Below are 17,126 nucleotides of genomic sequence, written 5' to 3'. Positions count from 1 at the left end.
GCCCTTTTCGCACGAGGAGAGCCAATGTCACGGGACACCCAGGCCCAGATCCAGGACGACGACTCGCACTACGACTACGACGTCATCGTCGTCGGCTCGGGCTTCGGCGGCTCGGTCTCCGCGCTGCGGCTCACCGAGAAGGGCTACCGGGTCGGGGTCATGGAGGCGGGCCGCCGCTTCACCCGCGAGACCCTGCCCAGGAACTCCTGGGACATCAAGAACTATCTGTGGGCGCCGGCTCTCGGCCTGTACGGCATCCAGCGCGTCCATCTGCTGGGCAAGGTGATGGTGCTGGCGGGCGCGGGGGTCGGCGGCGGTTCGCTCAACTACGCCAACACCCTGTACATACCGCCGGCGGCTTTCTTCGAGGACCGCCAGTGGGCCGGGATCACCGACTGGCAGGCCGAGTTGTCGCCCTACTACGACCAGGCGAAGCGGATGCTGGGCGTACGGCTCAATCCGACGATGACCCCGTCCGACGTGCATCTCAAGGCGGCGGCGCAGGCGATGGGCGTCGGCGACAGCTTCCACCTGGCACCGGTGGGCGTCTTCTTCGGCGACGGGAAGGACGCCGACGGTACGTCGAAGGCGAAGCCGGGCGCGGCGGTCGACGATCCGTACTTCGGTGGAGCGGGCCCGTCCCGCAAGGCGTGCACCGAGTGCGGGGAGTGCATGACGGGCTGCCGCCACGGCGCGAAGAACACCCTCAACGAGAACTACCTCTACCTGGCCCAGAAGGCCGGGGCCGTCATCCATCCGATGACGACGGTCGCCGCGGTACGCGAGGACGCGGAGGGCGGCTACCAGGTGACGACCGTCCCGACGGACGCGCGCCGCAAGGGCAGGACGAAGGTGCTGCGCGCCCGGCAGGTCGTCGTGGCTGCGGGCACGTACGGCACGCAGACCCTTCTGCACACCATGAAGGACCGAGGGCTGCTGCCGCGGATCTCGCCGCGGCTGGGCGAGCTGACCCGGACGAACTCCGAGGCGCTCGTGGGCGCCCAGACCGACAACCGCCGCTACCGCAAGCGCCACGGTGTGAAGAAGGCCGACTTCACCCGGGGCGTCGCGATCACGTCGTCGATCCATCCCGACGACAACACCCACATCGAGCCGGTCCGCTACGGCAAGGGTTCCAACGCGATGGGCGCGATGTCCATCCTCCAGGTGCCCTACCGCGACCACCGGGTGCTGGGCTGGCTGGGCAACGCGGCGAGGCACCCGGTGCAGGCGGCCCGTTCGCTGTCCAACCGCCGCTGGTCGGAGCGGACCATCATCGGCCTGGTCATGCAGTCCCTGGACAACTCGCTGACGACGTTCCGCAAGCCGGGCGGCATCGGCAAGGGCCTGCTCACCGCCCGCCAGGGCCACGGCGCTCCGAACCCTCAGCAGATCCCGGAGGCGACGCGGGCGGCGTCCCTCCTCGCGGAGGAGATCAACGGCTTCCCCGGCAGCAACGTCGGCGAACTCGTCGGCACGCCGCTGACCGCCCACTTCCTGGGCGGCTGCCCGATCGGCGCGGATCCGGAGTCGGGCGTCATCGACCCGTACCACCGGCTGTACGGCCACCCGGGCATCTCGGTCGTGGACGGAGCGGCGGTCTCGGCGAACCTGGGCGTGAACCCGTCGCTGACGATCACGGCACAGGCGGAGCGGGCGATGTCGTTCTGGCCCAACAAGGGCGAGGAGGACCCGCGTCCGGCGCAGGGTTCGGCGTACGAACGCCTGACCCCGATCGCGCCGAGGTCCCCGGCGGTCCCGGAGGCGGCCTTCGGCGCGCTGAGGCTGCCGTTCCTGGGGATCCCGGCGGTCCCGCCGAAGAAGTCCTGACCGTACGAGACACGAAGAGGCCGCTGCACCCCCCTCCGAGTGCAGCGGCCTCTTGGCCTTGTGTGGCCGGGTGTTACGCGGTGGCGCCGCTGCTGCGGCGACGCTTCATCGCGAACACGACACCGGCGCCGGCGACGATGGCGATGCCACCGGCGATACCGACGGTCGGCAGGATGGAGCTGGAACCGGTCTCAGCGAGGTTGCCCTGCGGCTGAATCTCCGTGTTGCCGGCCGGCTTCGTGGACGGCAGCGGCTTCTTGCTACCTTCCTGCGGCTCCGCCTCATCGACGTCACCGGGCTCCGTGCCGGCGGCGAGGATGTCGAACTCGTAGTACGCCTCGTCGTCCGAGAACACGCAGTTGCCCTTGTCATCGGCGTAGGCGCCGATGCTGATGGCGTAGCCGAAGCCCGCGGGGGCGGCCTTGTCCACGCTCAGACGCAGGTCGATGGAGAAGGACTCCTTCGCCTTGACGTCCGTGTAGCCGAGGTAACCGGCGCCCTCGTCGTCCTCGTCGAGGGAGATGTCGGTCCAGACACCGGACTCCGGGTCCTTGTACTGGAGGGAGAGGTGACCGGTGGACTCCTCCCACGTGTCGTCGTCGACCTGGGCGGTGAAGACGCCGAGGTCGACGCGCTTGTAGCTGTTCTCGCCCTTGTTGGCGACGTTCAGCTTGAACTGGTGGTAACCGCTGCCCGCGACGATCTTCGACGGCAGACCGGTGAGGCTGGTCTGCAGGCTCTTGTCGAACGTCGGCTTCTCGGCGAGGTCACAGCCGAAGGTCTCGTCCGGCGTGGTGGCCGACGCGCTCGGCGAAGTGGCCGGCGCGCTCGGGCTGTTAGCCGGCGCGCTCGGGGACGCAGCGGTCTCCGTCGGCGCGGGGGGCGTGGTGACCGTGTCCGTCGGCGAGGGAGACGTGGTGGCGGTCTCCGTCGGCGACGGGGACGTGCTGGCCGTCTCCGTCGGCGTCGGAGTCGGGGTCGTCGCGAACGCGGCAGGCGCCGCCAGGAAAGTGGCGGGGGCTATGACAGCGGTCGCGGCAGCGACTGCCATGGCGCGGCGAAGCTTCATTAAGACCTCAGTGAAGTCCGGCGTACCGCTTGACACGGCACGGAGTCTGGAGGCCTTCCGAGGTGGGGGTACACGGGAGAGGCCGTTGTTTCGCATGCATGACTTGCGAATGGCCGAAATGGTTGCCCTCGGTTTCACAGAAAACTTATGTGGCCCCCGTCACACGCTTCCGCACGCGCTCCGTCGCGCGCGCCCGCGCATGCGCAAGGGCCCCGCGGATGTGTGATCCGCGGGGCCCTTGGGTCAGCACCGACGTCAGGGCAGCGCCGGTGCCGAGGCGCGGCGCCGGGGGGTAGCGCCGCTTGGGAAGGGTCGCCGACCCGGCGCACTTGCGGCGCGCGGGTGGTATCGACCTTTGGCACTGTTGTCGCGCAGAGAGGGACGCGCTTGTTCTTGCATCGTGCTGGAAGGGCTGCGGCCTGCGCAACCTTTTGGACCGGATGCGGTCGGCCCCGGGCGTCCCCGGAGCCGACCGCCCTTGGGTGACCGGGCTGCTGTCCCCTGCCGACCGGTCACGCACGCTGGGGCGAGGTCCCACGACGTACCTGCGGTACGTCACACGCTCCAGCGGAGCCACGCGTGGTTTCCTTCGAGGGCCCGCCCCTGGCTGGCGCGGACATCGGTACCAACGAAGCCCCGTCGGCTGCGGTCACGCGCCGTACGGGTGAGGGACGCGCCCGAACTCAGATACGGCCCCGGCACAGTTCCAGCAGCGTCATCGCGAGCGCCGTTCCGGGCTTTCCGAGCGCGTCGCGGAAATGGCCGAGAACCTCCATCTCGCGCGACAGGTTCACGCGGCGGCCGCCGGAGGAGATGCGGGCCTGCTGGATGACGGCCGAGACCGCCATCCGTTCCTGGATCAGTCCGATGATGCGGTCGTCGAGTGCGTCGATGCGTTCACGGGCGCCGGTGATCACACACGCGGCCTCGTCGGTACGCGCTCCGGTGTCGGCTCGGGTGTCGGCTCCGGCTCCGGTGGCGGTGCCGGTTCCGGTCTCGGTGACAGTCATGCGGGCTCCTTGTCGGGGGCGGCGGCCCCGGAGCGGCAAGGCCCGGAAATGACAGAACGCCCCGGGCCTTGTCGGCCCGGGGCGCCTGGGAAGTCGCTTGTCAGTGGCTCAAGCAGCACGACCATGGCAGCCGGACGGGCCGGTGCCATAGGTAAAGACGAAGGTCAGCTGCTGGTGCATGGCGACAGTATGGACCGGCCGCCCGCGCGGGCCCAATCCGGGTTCGGATGGTGAGACGAAAAGCTCTACCGGCGCGCCGGTAGAATCGACAAAGCAGACCCTCCCTCCCACCCGCCGGAAGGCCGCCACCCGTGCCAGCAGCACCCCCCGCCGCCACCGACGTCGTACTAGTTGTCGACTTCGGCGCGCAGTACGCCCAGCTCATCGCCCGCCGCGTCCGTGAGGCCCGGGTCTACAGCGAGATCGTGCCGTCCACCATGCCGGTGGCGGAGATGCTGGCCAAGAACCCCAAGGCGATCATCCTCTCCGGCGGCCCGTCGTCCGTGTACGCGGAGGGCGCCCCGCGGCTGGACCGCGAGATCTTCGAGGCCGGGGTCCCGGTTCTCGGCATGTGCTACGGCTTCCAGCTGATGGCGACGACGCTCGGCGGGACCGTCGACAACACGGGCGCGCGTGAGTACGGCCGTACGCCGCTGCATGTCTCCAAGCCCGGTTCGACGCTCTTCGAGGGCACCCCGGCCGAGCAGTCGGTGTGGATGTCCCACGGCGACGCCTGCTCCGCCGCTCCCGAGGGCTTCTCCGTCACCGCGTCCACGGATGTCGTGCCGGTCGCCGCGTTCGAGAACGACGAGAAGAAGCTGTACGGCGTCCAGCACCACCCCGAGGTGATGCACTCGACGTACGGCCAGCAGGTCCTGGAGCACTTCCTCTACCGGGGCGCCGGCATCGAGCCGACCTGGACCACGACCAATGTCGTCGACGAGCAGGTCGCGCTGATCCGCGAGCAGGTCGGCGCCAAGCGCGCCATCTGCGGCCTGTCCGGCGGCGTGGACTCCGCGGTGGCCGCGGCACTGGTGCAGAAGGCCATCGGCTCGCAGTTGACCTGCGTGTACGTCGACCACGGGCTGATGCGCAAGGGCGAGACCGAGCAGGTCGAGAAGGACTTCGTGGCGGCGACCGGCGTCCAGCTGAAGGTCGTGGACGCGGCCGACCGCTTCCTGAACGCGCTCGCCGGGGTGTCCGACCCCGAGCAGAAGCGGAAGATCATCGGCCGCGAGTTCATCCGGGTCTTCGAGCAGGCCCAGGCCGAGATCATCGCCGAGGCCGCGCACGGCGAGGACGTCGCCTTCCTGGTTCAGGGCACGCTCTACCCGGACGTCGTCGAGTCCGGCGGCGGTACCGGCACCGCCAACATCAAGTCGCACCACAATGTCGGCGGCCTGCCAGAAGACCTCGAGTTCGAGCTCGTCGAGCCGCTGCGCAAGCTGTTCAAGGACGAGGTCAGGATGGTCGGCCAGGAGCTCGGCCTGCCGGACGAGATCGTCCAGCGTCAGCCCTTCCCGGGCCCGGGCCTCGGCATCCGTATCGTCGGCGAGGTCACCAAGGACCGCCTCGACCTGCTGCGCGAGGCGGACGCCATCGCCCGCGAGGAGCTCACGGCGGCGGGCCTGGACCGTTCCATCTGGCAGTGCCCGGTGGTGCTGCTCGCGGACGTGCGCAGCGTCGGCGTCCAGGGCGACGGCCGCACCTACGGCCACCCGATCGTGCTTCGTCCCGTCTCTTCCGAGGACGCGATGACGGCGGACTGGACGCGGATGCCGTACGAGGTGCTGGCCAGGATCTCGACCCGGATCACCAACGAGGTCGCGGACGTCAACCGCGTGGTCCTCGATGTGACGAGCAAGCCGCCGGGCACCATCGAGTGGGAATAGCCGACGCCGCCGACGCCGCCGACGCCGCCGCTCAGCAGTCCTGAGCGTCGGCGTCGGCGTTTCTACGACTCCTGCAGCGTGAAGTCGTCGAAGTGGAAGCCCGGCGCCACGATGCACGTCACCAGGACCGGCTCGTTGCCCGCGGGTTCCGCCGCCTGCCAGGTGTTCGCGGGGACAAGGAGCTGGGGCTGTTCGCCCGACTCCACCGACGGGCCGAGGGTGAGCGTCTCGGCCGCCGAAGGCTTCTCGTCCGTGCCGCCGAGGTGCAGCAGGAGCGGGCCGCCGCGGTGCCAGAGCCAGAGTTCGTCGGAGCGTACGCGGTGCCAGCGCGAGCTCTCGCCGGGGTGCAGCAGGAAGTAGATGCCGGTGGCGTACGCCCGCGGCCCGGGGTAGCCGGGCGGGGTCGTCGTGCCCGCCGTCTGCCACGTCTGCCTGAACCAGCCGCCCTCCACGTGCGGTTCGAGGCCGAGGAGTGGGACCAGGGGGGATGTCGGTTCGGTCATGGACGCATTCTCGTGCAAGGCGCGTGACGTCTCTGGTCAGTTGAGGTACCCGGAGGTAGCTTCCCAGCCATGACTGAGACGCCCGCCCCGATCCCCGTCGAGCAGCTGCGATTCGCCATGCCGCCCGTGCACGCGTCCGTCGTGGACGAGCGCGCGTACCGGAAGGAGCGGCTCGCCGGGGCGCTGCGGCTCTTCGGGCGGTTCGGTTACGAGGACGGGGTGTCCGGCCACATCACCGCGCGGGACCCGGAGCTCACCGACTGCTTCTGGGTGAACCCCTTCGGCGTCCCCTTCGCGCGTGTCGCCGCCGGTGATCTGATCCTCGTCAACGGGGAGGGCCAGGTTGTCATCGGGCGGCACCACGTCAACCAGGCGGCGTTCGCCGTGCACGCCCAGGTGCACAGGGCCCGGCCCGAGGTCGTCGCCGTCGCGCACACCCACTCCGTGCACGGGCGGGCGCTGTCCGCGCTCGCCGAGCTGATCGAGCCGATCACACAGGAAGCCTGCGCCTTCTACGAGGACCACGCCCTGGTCGACCGGTACACAGGAGTGATCGTCGACGAGGAGGAAGGGCGGCTGATCGCCGGCGCCCTCGCCGCGTACAAGGCCGTCGTCCTGCGCAATCACGGGCTGCTGACCGTCGGCGACTCGGTCGACGCCGCGGCCTGGTGGTTCATCTCCATGGAGCGCTGCGCCCAGATACAGCTCGCCGCACGGGCGGCGGGCAAGCCCGTGCTGATCGAGCACCGGGACGCGGTGGCCACCCGCGAGCAGCTCGGCAGCGATCTGGTCGCATGGATCAACTACCAGCCCCTGTGGCGGCAGATCAGCCAGGCGGAACCCGAACTGCTGCAGTAGCGAAGCAGTAGCAAGCGGCAGCAATTCAGCAGGGGGTCAATCGGGCACCGGCACATTCACCCCCTGTAGCCTCGGGCGACGGGGCGTGCGCCCCCTTCTTACGGCACAATTCCCATGAATTACACGGAAGTTCAGTCAGTGCGGGGCGGGGAAGGCGGCTTTTACTCGTGGCGGTGCAAGAAGCGGGACAGTGCGACGAAAGTACGCACGGCGCGCGTGAAGGGCATCGGCGAGCAGTGGCCGAATTCCTCGCCAAGCGGGACGAGTTCGCCGCCGGCCAGGGGCTGCCGGCCGCCGTCGCCCACTCGCCGGGCGCCTCGCGCCAGTGGGTGTCGGACGAGCTGACCCAGTCGGCCCGCACGGTCGCCGACCGCAGCCGTGAGGCGGGCGACGCGTGGCTCCAACTCGTCTGGCAACGCTCGCTGCTGGTCATCTGGACGGCCTTCGCCGCCCTTGCGCTCGGCCAGATCGTGACCGCGACCGGCGCGGGCTGGACCGGCGCCCGCACCTCCGGGCTGCTCGCCGCGTTCGTCGTCGGCTCCCTGCTGAGCGTCGCGGCCCGCCTGCACCGGTCGCGCGGCGGCCTCCTCGCCCCGCTGATCGGCGAGGACAACCGCCTCTCCACCTCGCGCGCCGTCGCCACCGCCTGGGTGCTGCTCGTCGTCTTCTCGGTGCTGGTGCTCGCCCTCCAGCTGGCCTGGGCATCGTCCGCCGCCGACCGGGACGCGCTGATCGAAGGACTCGACCTGGCCCATGGCGCGGGGATGCTGTTCGTCCTCGCGCTCGTGTGCGCGATCGCCGTCGTCGTACGCCGCGTGGTGGCCGTACGCGTCACCGGCCAGCGGCTGCAGAAGATCCGCGCCGACCGGCCGCGCCTGGCGGATCTGCTCTGCGACGACAGCGGGCGCGGCAGCTTCGCGGATGTGCAGTACGTCCTGGTGAGCTCCGTCGCGGCGGTCTTCGCGCTGGTACGGCTCGCCCGCCGGCCCGAGCAACTGCCCGATCTGCCGTGGGGGGCTGCCCTGCTGGTCGCGGTCTCGGCGGCGACGTACTTCGCGGGGAAGTACGCGGAGGGCGGCCGGCCGATCGTGCTCTCGGTCGTCCGTGCCCGCGAGGCAGGGGATCTGGACGCCCCCATCCGGACCGGCGACGACATCGAGATCCGCGGCGCCGGCTTCGTGCCCCCGGGCGCGGGCACGCCCGACCGGCTCGCCCGGATGGTCGTGCGCTTCGGCGCGGTTCATGTCCATGTCCCGCTGATCCCGGTCTCCGGCGGCTTCGCCAACCCGACGGACACCGCGCTCACCGTGCCGGTCCCGGTGGACGTCGAGGCGGGGCCGGTGAACATCCAGGTCGTGACGGCCTCGGGCATGGAAAGCAACCGCTGCCTCATCGAGGTGACGGACTGAGATCGGACTGACCCGGCCGGCTCAACGGACCGATCCCGCCCTCGCCGATGTCACAGAGTGAGCCGCACGCCTGGTGAGCGGCTCCGCTTCGGCGTACGTATGGTCAGTTGACGGGTCAACCGAAGGCGGGACCAGTGATGACACACACATATCGGACGACGGCCGACTACGGCACGATCGACGGCAGGCGTGGTGGCTGGAAAGAACGGGCGAGCCATTACGCTCTCCTGCCGCTGCGGCTCTTCCTCGGCGTGACGTTCATTTACGCGGGAATCGACAAGCTCACGGACAGTCAGTTCATGGCCGCGAGCGGGCAGGGCTCCGTCGGCGATCTGATGCGCAGCGTGCGCGACACCTCCGCCGTGCCCGCTCTTGTCGACCTTGCGCTCAAGAACCCCGAGGGCTTCGGCTACGCGATCGCCCTCGGTGAGCTCGCCGTTGGCATCGGCACCCTCGTCGGGCTGCTGGCCCGGCTCGCCGCGCTCGGCGGGGCGCTCATCTCGCTGAGCCTGTGGCTGACGGTGAGCTGGCAGACCGAGCCGTACTACTACGGCAACGACCTCGCCTATTTGATGGCCTGGCTGCCGTTGGTGCTCGCAGGGGCCTCGTTCCTCTCGCTCGACGCCCTTCTGGCCGACCGGCGGCGGCGAATGCCGTAGTGCGTCCAGGTCACCGCCCCGGCCAGGACCAGACCGCCGAAGACGACCGGGAAGACCACGAACCAGGGTGTCTGCCAGGAGCCGGCCGCATCGCCCGCGTACAGCAGCGCTGCGGCCAGCACGGCGAGGCCCGCGATCAGCTTGCCCGGCCGGAATTCATGCCGGAGTTCACGACGCGGCACGGGTCACCTCCACCTGTCCGACTCCTACTTCTAGGCGGAGTTCCAGCGTGCCCGACGGCTTCGCGCCGGCCGGCGCCGGCAGGGTGCTCTGCCGGTCCTGGCCGGGGGCGACGTCGATGTCGTTCGCCGCGTCCTCGGGCAGCCGGATGTCGCCGAAGCCCGCTTTGACCCGCAGCTTCACCGGCGCGTCCTTCGGCAGCACGACCTTGAGCTGGCCTGCCCCGACCTGCGCCCTCGTCGACACCGTCCGGCCGGCGGGGACGGCGAGGGACGAGAGGTCGAGGGTCGCGACGCCGGAGCCCATTTCGTACCGCGGCTGCACGGCGGCCACCGAGGCCGGCTTCCAGTCCGTACGCGCCCAGTGGGTGCTGATGTCCTTGGGGAGCGCGGCAGCCCCCGCCAGCAGACCCGCCGTGATCATCGTCATCATGATCGTGCCGAAGCCGGTTCGGCCCAGCAGCGTGCTGACCAGCAGGCCGAGCCCGAACACCGCGAGCGCGCAGACGAGACCGATCTGCAGACTCGTGCCCAGCGGACTGCTGTCCCAGCTGAGCCCGATGCCGAGGGCGCCCGCGAGCAGGGCGAAAAGGAAGACGGTGCCCCCGATTCCGCGCGGCCCGCGCGTCTGCGGGGGAGCTGGTGAAGGACGCCGCTGGGGCGGTGCGGCGGCCTCCGCGGCCACCTGGGCCGCAGCCTCTTCCGGGCCCCAGAGATAGCCGGTCGCCACCGGGCCCGTCGTGCCGTCCTTGATGATCGGGTCCCGCCACCAGGACGGGCTGTCGCGGACGGGCGGCGCCTTCGTCTCTGGCGGCGCCTCGGCCACCGCGTGCGCCGTCGCGGTGTCCATAGACGCGCCGTCGGGTGCGGCGACACGGCGGCGCTGCGACCACACCGACGCGCCGCCGACCGCGAGCGAGAGGAGGGCGGCGAAGGCGAGCATCCCGCTGTTGCTCAGCATGGTCAGAAACAGTCCGCAGCCGATCAGGGCCAGCAGCACGGCGGTCAGCGAAGCGCCCTCCACCCGGCCCGACAGCAGGCGACGCGCCTCGTTCTCCTCCTCGTCGTCGAGGGGGATCAGCAGCCAGGCGAAGCCGTAGAAGATCAGGCCGATGCCACCGGTCACGGAGAGCACACCGATCACGATCCGGAAGATGACCGGGTCGATGTCGCAATACCGGCCGAGCCCGCCGCAGACACCCGCCACCACCTTCTGGTCCGGGGCGCGGCGCAGCGGCTGCGTCTCGGCACGCGCCTCGGGCGGCGCGTCCGGTTTCGCAGGAGGCGGAGTGGTCGGCTGTGTCATACGTACATGGTGACGGGCCCCGCGCCGGGGCGGCACCCACCCCGACCCTGGCCCTTCCCTGATATCGGCCCGGCCGCGGGTCCCGGCATTCAGGGTCGGATTAAGGGACGACCCTGATACCACGGCCCGCCCCTGCATGTGACGATCGGGGCATGCCAGTCGCCACGCCCCGATCCGCCGGACCCTCACGCGCCCCCGCGCCCGAGGAGCAGCCGCTGCGCAAGCTGTACCGCAGCGCCGACGGCCGGATGCTCGGTGGTGTCGCCCGCGGCCTCGCCGGGCATCTGGGACTGCCCGTCATCTGGGTCCGTCTCGTCTTCCTCGGCCTGTTCATGGCCGACGGTCTCGGCGTGCTGCTGTACGCCGTCTTCTGGATCGTCGTGCCGCTCGGCGTCGGAGGCAGGGCCGCCGAGCCGCGTTCCGTGTTCGAGGCCACGCCCGACGGCAGGCGCCGGCTGCGCAAGCCCGACAAGGGACAGCTCTTCGCGATGGTCGCGCTGCTCTTCGGCGCCGCGATCTTCGCCGGCAGTGTCGACATGGGCAGCAGCACCGGCCGCTATGTCTGGCCGACGCTGCTGATCGGCGCCGGCGTGGTGCTGGTGTGGCGGCAGGCGGACAACGCCCGCCGCGCCCGCTGGGCCACCCTGTCGACGGGTGGCCGCCGCCGCAGGCTGCTGCAGCTGGGCCGCGCGCTCGCGGGCGTCGCCCTGGTCGGTATGGGCCTCGGCGTCTTCATGGTGGTACGCGGCTCCGCCGCCCAGCTCGGCAACGTACTGACCGCGGCCCTCGCCGTCATCGCCGGTGTCGCCCTGCTCGCCGGCCCCTGGCTGGTGCGGATGACCCAGGACCTCTCCGAGGAGCGGACGATGCGCATCCGGGCCCAGGAACGAGCGGAGGTCGCCGCGCACGTCCATGACTCCGTCCTGCACACCCTCACCCTGATCCAGCGCAACGCCGACGACGCGGGCGAGGTCCGCCGCCTCGCCCGCGCCCAGGAGCGCGAGCTGCGGAACTGGCTCTACAAGCCGGAGGGCACCGGCAAGGACGAGGACCAGGAACCGGACACGCTCGCCGAGGCGGTGAAGAAGGCCGCAGCCGAAGTCGAGGACAAGCACGGCGTCCCGCTGGAGGTCGTGGTCGTCGGCGACTGCCCGCTGGACGAGAAACTGGCCGCACAGATGCAGGCCGCACGCGAGGCAATGGTCAATGCGGCCAAGTACGGTGGCGAGGGCGGGGCCGTCCAGGTCTACGCCGAGGTCGAGGGCCGTACGGTCTTCGTGTCGGTACGGGACCGGGGGCCGGGCTTCGACCTGGATTCCGTCCCCGGCGACCGGATGGGCGTAAGAGAATCGATCATCGGCCGGATGCAGCGCAACGGCGGGACGGCACGGCTTCGCTCGGTGCCCGGCGGGGGCACCGAGGTCGAGCTGGAGATGGAGAGGGCGGGCGAATGACCGAGACCGAGGCTGCTGGAGAGACTGCCGAGCGGCGCGCACGGGTCGTGCTCGTCGACGACCACCGGATGTTCCGCACCGGAGTGCAGGCCGAAATCGGCCAGACCGACCGCACCGGTGTCGAAGTGGTCGGCGAGGCCGCCGACGTCGACCAGGCGGTCACCGTGATCACGGCGACCCGGCCCGAGGTCGTCCTGCTGGATGTGCATCTGCCGGGCGGTGGCGGGGTGGAGGTGCTGCGCCGCTGCGCCTCGCTGATGGCGGCGTCGGAGAACCCGGTGCGCTTCCTGGCGCTGTCCGTCTCGGACGCGGCCGAGGACGTGATCGGGGTGATCCGGGGCGGCGCCCGCGGCTATGTCACCAAGACGATCACGGGCACGGATCTGGTCGACTCGATCTTCCGGGTGCAGGACGGGGACGCGGTGTTCTCACCGCGGCTGGCGGGCTTCGTGCTGGACGCCTTCGCCTCGACGGACGCGCCGCCGGTGGACGAGGACCTCGACCGGCTCACCCAGCGGGAACGCGAGGTGCTGCGGCTGATCGCGCGCGGTTACGCGTACAAGGAAATCGCGAAGCAGCTGTTCATCTCGGTGAAGACAGTGGAGTCGCATGTGTCGGCGGTGCTGCGGAAGCTGCAGCTCTCGAACCGGCACGAGCTGACGCGATGGGCGACGGCCCGTCGTCTGGTTTAGGTTCCATCGTGAGGTAACCGGTACATAGCCGGGCAACCGTCTATGCCATGTTCACCTCTTGTTCTGCGTGATGAATTTGACGGGGAAACCCTTCTTCCTGATCACGATCGTCCTGGTCGTGTTTGCCGTACTGCTGCCGCTGCTGCTCTGGAGCCGGCTGCGCGGACCCGCCCTGGTGCGGGGCGCAGGCCGGCTGCTCATGGTGCTCTTCGCGCAGGCCACGGCGGTCCTGGTGGTGTTCGTGGCGGTCAACAACGCCAATGGCCTCTACGACAGCTGGGACGATCTGCTCGGCACGGCGGACCATGTCGAATCGGCGCTCGACCTCGGGCCGAACGGCACCGGCGGCAAGCAGATCTCCGCGCTGCCGAAGGCGATCCAGAAGTGGGAGAAGGTCAAAGACCCGTCGCTCGGCAGCGGTCTGCGGCGCACCGAGCTCAAGGGCGCCGTCTCGGGCGTCGTGGGCGAGGTGTACGTATGGCTGCCGCCGCAGTACGACGACCCCGCGTACCGCGACCAGAAGTTCCCGGTCGTCGAGGTGCTCGCGGGCTTCCCCGGCTCCTCGAAGAACTGGTTCCGGACGCTGAAGTTCCAGGACCGGGTGCAGCCGCTGATCGAGTCGGGCAGGGTCGCGCCCTTCATCGTGGTGTCGCCGCGCACCATGCTGGGCGACGCGGACACCGGGTACGCGAACATACCGGGCAAGGTGAATGCGGACAGCTGGCTGACCGTCGACGTACGCAAGATGGTCGCCGACAACTTCCGGGTGTCGCTGGCACCCGAGAACTGGGCGATCGCGGGCTACTCGGCGGGCGCGCACGGCGCGGCCAAGCTGGCCCTCGCCCATCCCGACCGCTACAGCGCGGCCGTCAGCCTCTCCGGCTACAACGACCCGGCCGCCGAGTCCCACTCGCTGACTGCCGCGGACCCGAGACTGCGCACGGAGAACAACGTCCTGCACATCCTGAAGTCGGCCAAGACCCCGCCGCGGGTCTCGCTGCTGGCGACGGGTGAGGGCGCGGACGGGTACGAGCCGGGACTTGCGCTGAAGCGGGCGGCCAAGCCACCGACGAAGGTGGATGTACGGGCGACGAAGGGCGGGCATGTCACTCCGGTGTGGAGCAGGCAGCTGCCCTACGCGTTCGAGTGGCTGACGCAGCAACTGCGGCCGGGTCTCACCCCGCCGGCCTAGGCGGGGCGGGTCGCGCCCGCGAAGGGCATCTCGTCGATCGGCGCGACGCGGACCGGGGCGCCGGGGCGCGGGGCGTGGATCATCTGGCCGCCGCCGATGTACAGGCCGACGTGGCTGATACCGGAGTAGAAGAACACCAGGTCGCCGGGGGCGAGTTGGGAACGGGAGACCCGTCGGCCCGCGTTGATCTGCGTGTACGTGGTGCGTGGCAGCGCGATCCCGGCGGAGCCCCAGGCGGCCTGGGTGAGCCCGGAGCAGTCGAAGGAGGCGGGCCCGGTCGCGCCCCAGACGTACGGCTTGCCGAGCGCTCCGTAGGCGTACGCGACGGCCTGGGCGGCACGGGGGTTGGGGGCATCGAGGGAGCCGCGCGGGACGGCTGACCGGTCGGCACGCGTGTCCGCGGGGCTTTCCGCGCTGTTCGAGCTCTCGTACGAGGCGCGCTGTACGGCGGTGAGCTCGGCGAGGAGGCGTTCGGCGGCCGCGAGCTTGTCCTGGACGGTGGCCTTGTGCTGGGCGAGCTCGGTCTGCCGGGCCTTGAGAACGTCCATGCGCTCGCCCGCCTCGGCTCTCAACCGGGCGATCTCCACGAGTTGTTGGTGCACACCGCCGATGGCGTCCGCCTGCCGTGTGCCGACCCGCTCGGCGAGCGCGGCCCGCTCCAGATACTCGTCGGGATCGGAGGTGAGGGCGAGCTGCAACCCCGGGTCGATGCCGCTGGCGCGGTACTGGGCGGTGGCGATCGAACCGAGGGCGTTGCGTGAGGCGTTGAGCCGCTCAGTCCTGCGGGCGGCCTCCTCGCGCAGCCGGTCCAGCGACGCCCGGGACTTCGCGGTCTGTTCCTTGGCCCCGTTGTACTTCTCGGTGGCGGCCTCCGCCTCCTGGTAGAGCTTGTCGACCTTGGCCTTGATCTGCGCGGGAGTGAGACGGGGCTCGGCGTGCCCGGTCCCGTCGAATGCGGTGGCGGTCGCTGCGCCGGCGAGCGCGAGGGTGGCGGCGGTCCGTGCGGCGGGCCCGCTGAGCGGATGCTGCTTGGGTTTCCGGTGCGCTGCCACGAGGGCGTCCACGTCCTTCCGTCTTCCCTGTGGTCCGAGTCCGAGTCCGGCTCCGAGTCCGAGCCGAGCCAGACGCGGAGTCCGAGCCGAGTCCGACGGCGGTCCGCACAGGGGAGCGGCCCGCCGCCGGAGTTCTCGGCGGGGGTGGCCGACTGCCGCCCAGGAGCTCGGCGGCGGTGGGGAGTCGGTCACCTGAGCAAGGACGCTAAACCTGGGAGTCGTGGGAATGAGGCGTGGACCGGTACTGCCCGAAGCTGGACATGTGAGACCGCTTTCTGAGAGCGGAACTGATGGTGCCGGCCCGGATCCCCGTGGCGCTGTGACCGATGCGGCGAATGAGGCATACCTGCCTGGAGATCGGTGGTATGGGGAGGGCTAGGCTCCGCGACATGGACGTACTCATAAATGTCTTCGTCGCCCTGCACATCATCGGCATCGCGTCGCTGCTCGGCGGCTTCCTCACTCAGATGAAGGCGATGGGCGCGGGGACGGCCCGCTTCACCCCGGCGATGCTGCACGGCGCGCTGACCATGTTGATCACGGGCGTCGCGCTGGTGGGCCTGAATCAGGCGGACGATCAGCCGGTGAACAACCTGAAGGTCGGCATCAAGCTGGCGGTGCTGGTCGTGATCCTGGGCCTGGTGTACGTCAAGCGGGACGAAGAGAAGGCGGAGAAGGCGCTGTTCGGCGCGGTGGGCGGGCTGACGGTCGCGAACATCTTCATCGCGACGCTTTGGACGTGAGCGGGGCCGTGAGCCGGGCGTGAGCCGGCCATGAGAACGCCCGGGCGCCGCTGTCGGCCCCGGGCGTTCGTGCGGTGAGCCGGTCTCAGGCCGGGCGCACGCTGCCGTAGATCGGCATGTAGTAGATCGACTCCTCGCGCACGTTCGTACCCGGCTTGGGCGCGTGGATCATGTTGCCGTCGCCGATGTAGATGCCGACGTGGCTGATGTCGTCGTAGAAGAAGACCAGGTCACCCGGGAGCAGATCCTTCGTCTCGACCCGCTCGCCCACCTTCACCTGGTCCCAGGTGGTGCGCGGCAGGTCCACGCCCGCCGCCTTCCAGGCGGCCTGGGTCAGTCCCGAGCAGTCGTACGAACTCGGGCCCGACGCTCCCCAGACGTACGGCTTGCCGATCTGGGAGCGGGCGAAGGACAGGACCTTCTCGGCCTTGGCCGCGTACGTGGCGCCACCCGTGGAGCCAGTGCCGGTGCCGGTGCCGGTGCCGGTGTCCGACCCGGTGCCTGTGCCTGTGCTGCCGCCCTGGTTCTGCTCCTGCTCCTGGCGCCGGCGCTCGGCCTCCGCCGCAGCACGGGCCTCTGCCTCTTCCTGGGCCTTGGCCTCGGCCCTGCGGCGGGCCTCTTCCTCCTTCTGGCGCTCGATCGCCGCGAGCCGCGCCTTCTCCTCGGCCGTCAGCTTCGACAGCAGCGTGCGCGCCTCTGCGAGCTTCGCCTGGACGTCCTTCTTGCTGGTGCGCAGAGCCTGCTGGGAGCGGGTGAGCGACTCGAGGCTCTTCGTCGCCTCCGCTCGCTGCTCGGCGGCCGCGGCCCGCTGGGTCTCGTAGTCCGTGATGGCGCTGCGCTGACGGTCGGTCATCCGGTCCATCAGCTGCGTCTGGTCGAAGTACGCCTGCGGGCTGTCCGCGAAGATCAGCGCGGCGGTCGGGGTGACCGCGCCCGTGCGGTACTGCGCGGCCGCGTAGGTGCCGAGCTCCCGGCGGGACTCGTTGAGTTTGTCCGTGCGCTTGGCGGCGTCGTCGAGCAGTTCGTCGACCTCGCGGCGCTTCTCCTCGGTGGCTTCCTTGGCCTTGTTGTACTTCTGGGTCGCCGTGCCGGCCTGCCGGTAAAGGTCGTCGACCTTTTTCTGGACGTCTTCGACCGAGGGCTTCGGCTCGGCGGGTGCGGCGTTGGCGCTCTGCGTCGACAACAGGGTGACGGAGGCGAGGGCTGCCGTCGTGAACCCGACGGCGGGGGAGGTCTTAACGGTTCGCGTTTTGCGATGCGACGCCAAGGCCGGCATCT

15 protein-coding genes are annotated in these 17,126 nt (G+C 70.3%); 9 read left to right on the top strand and 6 right to left on the bottom strand.

The window, feature by feature from the left end; all coding sequences use genetic code 11:
* Positions 1-24 precede the first annotated feature (24 nt).
* Positions 25-1,830: a GMC oxidoreductase gene (locus ACFYWY_RS07080; RefSeq protein WP_389180967.1), complete on the top strand. Its 1,806-nt coding sequence runs from the start codon at positions 25-27 to the stop codon at positions 1,828-1,830.
* 73 nt (positions 1,831-1,903) lie between these two features.
* Here the strand turns inward: ACFYWY_RS07080 and ACFYWY_RS07075 are convergent, their stop codons facing one another.
* Both ACFYWY_RS07075 and ACFYWY_RS07070 read right to left on the bottom strand, forming a co-directional pair.
* Positions 1,904-2,881: an LPXTG cell wall anchor domain-containing protein gene (locus ACFYWY_RS07075; protein ID WP_389180964.1), complete on the bottom strand. Its 978-nt coding sequence runs from the start codon at positions 2,879-2,881 to the stop codon at positions 1,904-1,906.
* Between the two features lie 701 nt (positions 2,882-3,582).
* Complete coding sequence (locus ACFYWY_RS07070; protein WP_389180961.1) at positions 3,583-3,909, bottom strand: chorismate mutase; 327 nt, start codon at positions 3,907-3,909, stop codon at positions 3,583-3,585.
* A 311-nt stretch (positions 3,910-4,220) separates the two neighbouring features.
* Between ACFYWY_RS07070 and guaA the strand changes: the two genes are divergently transcribed.
* Positions 4,221-5,801: a glutamine-hydrolyzing GMP synthase gene (guaA, locus tag ACFYWY_RS07065; protein WP_389180958.1), complete on the top strand. Its 1,581-nt coding sequence runs from the start codon at positions 4,221-4,223 to the stop codon at positions 5,799-5,801.
* 62 nt (positions 5,802-5,863) lie between these two features.
* On the opposite strand, the gene ACFYWY_RS07060 is transcribed toward guaA, so the two are convergent.
* On the bottom strand, positions 5,864-6,304 hold the full coding sequence (locus ACFYWY_RS07060; protein ID WP_389180955.1) for a cupin domain-containing protein: 441 nt from the start codon (positions 6,302-6,304) through the stop codon (positions 5,864-5,866).
* A gap of 69 nt (positions 6,305-6,373) precedes the next feature.
* Between ACFYWY_RS07060 and ACFYWY_RS07055 the strand changes: the two genes are divergently transcribed.
* The 3 genes from ACFYWY_RS07055 to ACFYWY_RS07045 all read left to right on the top strand — a co-directional run bounded on the left by ACFYWY_RS07055 (position 6,374) and on the right by ACFYWY_RS07045 (position 9,230).
* Positions 6,374-7,162, top strand: a complete 789-nt coding sequence (locus ACFYWY_RS07055) for a class II aldolase/adducin family protein (RefSeq protein ID WP_389180952.1) — start codon at positions 6,374-6,376, stop codon at positions 7,160-7,162.
* 236 nt (positions 7,163-7,398) lie between these two features.
* Positions 7,399-8,571, top strand: coding sequence for a hypothetical protein (locus ACFYWY_RS07050; RefSeq protein ID WP_389180949.1), 1,173 nt, complete (start codon positions 7,399-7,401; stop codon positions 8,569-8,571).
* 137 nt (positions 8,572-8,708) lie between these two features.
* Positions 8,709-9,230, top strand: coding sequence for a DoxX family protein (locus tag ACFYWY_RS07045; protein ID WP_389180945.1), 522 nt, complete (start codon positions 8,709-8,711; stop codon positions 9,228-9,230).
* 168 nt (positions 9,231-9,398) lie between these two features.
* On the opposite strand, the gene ACFYWY_RS07040 is transcribed toward ACFYWY_RS07045, so the two are convergent.
* Positions 9,399-10,715, bottom strand: a complete 1,317-nt coding sequence (locus ACFYWY_RS07040; RefSeq protein ID WP_389180942.1) for a PspC domain-containing protein — start codon at positions 10,713-10,715, stop codon at positions 9,399-9,401.
* 152 nt (positions 10,716-10,867) lie between these two features.
* Between ACFYWY_RS07040 and ACFYWY_RS07035 the strand changes: the two genes are divergently transcribed.
* From ACFYWY_RS07035 to ACFYWY_RS07025, 3 genes are all read left to right on the top strand, one after another.
* Positions 10,868-12,169, top strand: coding sequence for a PspC domain-containing protein (locus ACFYWY_RS07035; protein WP_389180939.1), 1,302 nt, complete (start codon positions 10,868-10,870; stop codon positions 12,167-12,169).
* On the top strand, positions 12,166-12,861 hold the full coding sequence (locus ACFYWY_RS07030; RefSeq protein ID WP_389180936.1) for a LuxR C-terminal-related transcriptional regulator: 696 nt from the start codon (positions 12,166-12,168) through the stop codon (positions 12,859-12,861). The genes ACFYWY_RS07035 and ACFYWY_RS07030 overlap by 4 nt, the downstream gene beginning before the upstream one ends.
* Before the next feature lie 70 nt (positions 12,862-12,931).
* Positions 12,932-14,053, top strand: coding sequence for an alpha/beta hydrolase (locus tag ACFYWY_RS07025; protein WP_389180933.1), 1,122 nt, complete (start codon positions 12,932-12,934; stop codon positions 14,051-14,053).
* Here ACFYWY_RS07025 and ACFYWY_RS07020 read toward each other — a convergent pair.
* Positions 14,050-15,105: an NlpC/P60 family protein gene (locus tag ACFYWY_RS07020; RefSeq protein WP_389181521.1), complete on the bottom strand. Its 1,056-nt coding sequence runs from the start codon at positions 15,103-15,105 to the stop codon at positions 14,050-14,052. The two genes, ACFYWY_RS07025 and ACFYWY_RS07020, sit on opposite strands and share 4 nt — an antisense overlap.
* A gap of 389 nt (positions 15,106-15,494) precedes the next feature.
* Between ACFYWY_RS07020 and ACFYWY_RS07015 the strand changes: the two genes are divergently transcribed.
* The gene (locus ACFYWY_RS07015; RefSeq protein ID WP_389180930.1) at positions 15,495-15,848 is read left to right on the top strand and encodes a hypothetical protein; all 354 of its coding nucleotides are present in this window, start codon (positions 15,495-15,497) and stop codon (positions 15,846-15,848) included.
* Positions 15,849-15,933: 85 nt separating this feature from the next.
* Here the strand turns inward: ACFYWY_RS07015 and ACFYWY_RS07010 are convergent, their stop codons facing one another.
* The gene (locus ACFYWY_RS07010; protein WP_389180927.1) at positions 15,934-17,124 is read right to left on the bottom strand and encodes an NlpC/P60 family protein; all 1,191 of its coding nucleotides are present in this window, start codon (positions 17,122-17,124) and stop codon (positions 15,934-15,936) included.
* Positions 17,125-17,126: the final 2 nt, after the last annotated feature.

The sequence above is a fragment of the Streptomyces sp. NPDC002870 genome (assembly GCF_042888505.1).
Lineage (GTDB): Bacteria > Actinomycetota > Actinomycetes > Streptomycetales > Streptomycetaceae > Streptomyces.
The sequence above is the reverse complement of the archived record's forward strand: the minus strand, read 5'-3'. Positions and strand labels throughout refer to the sequence as shown.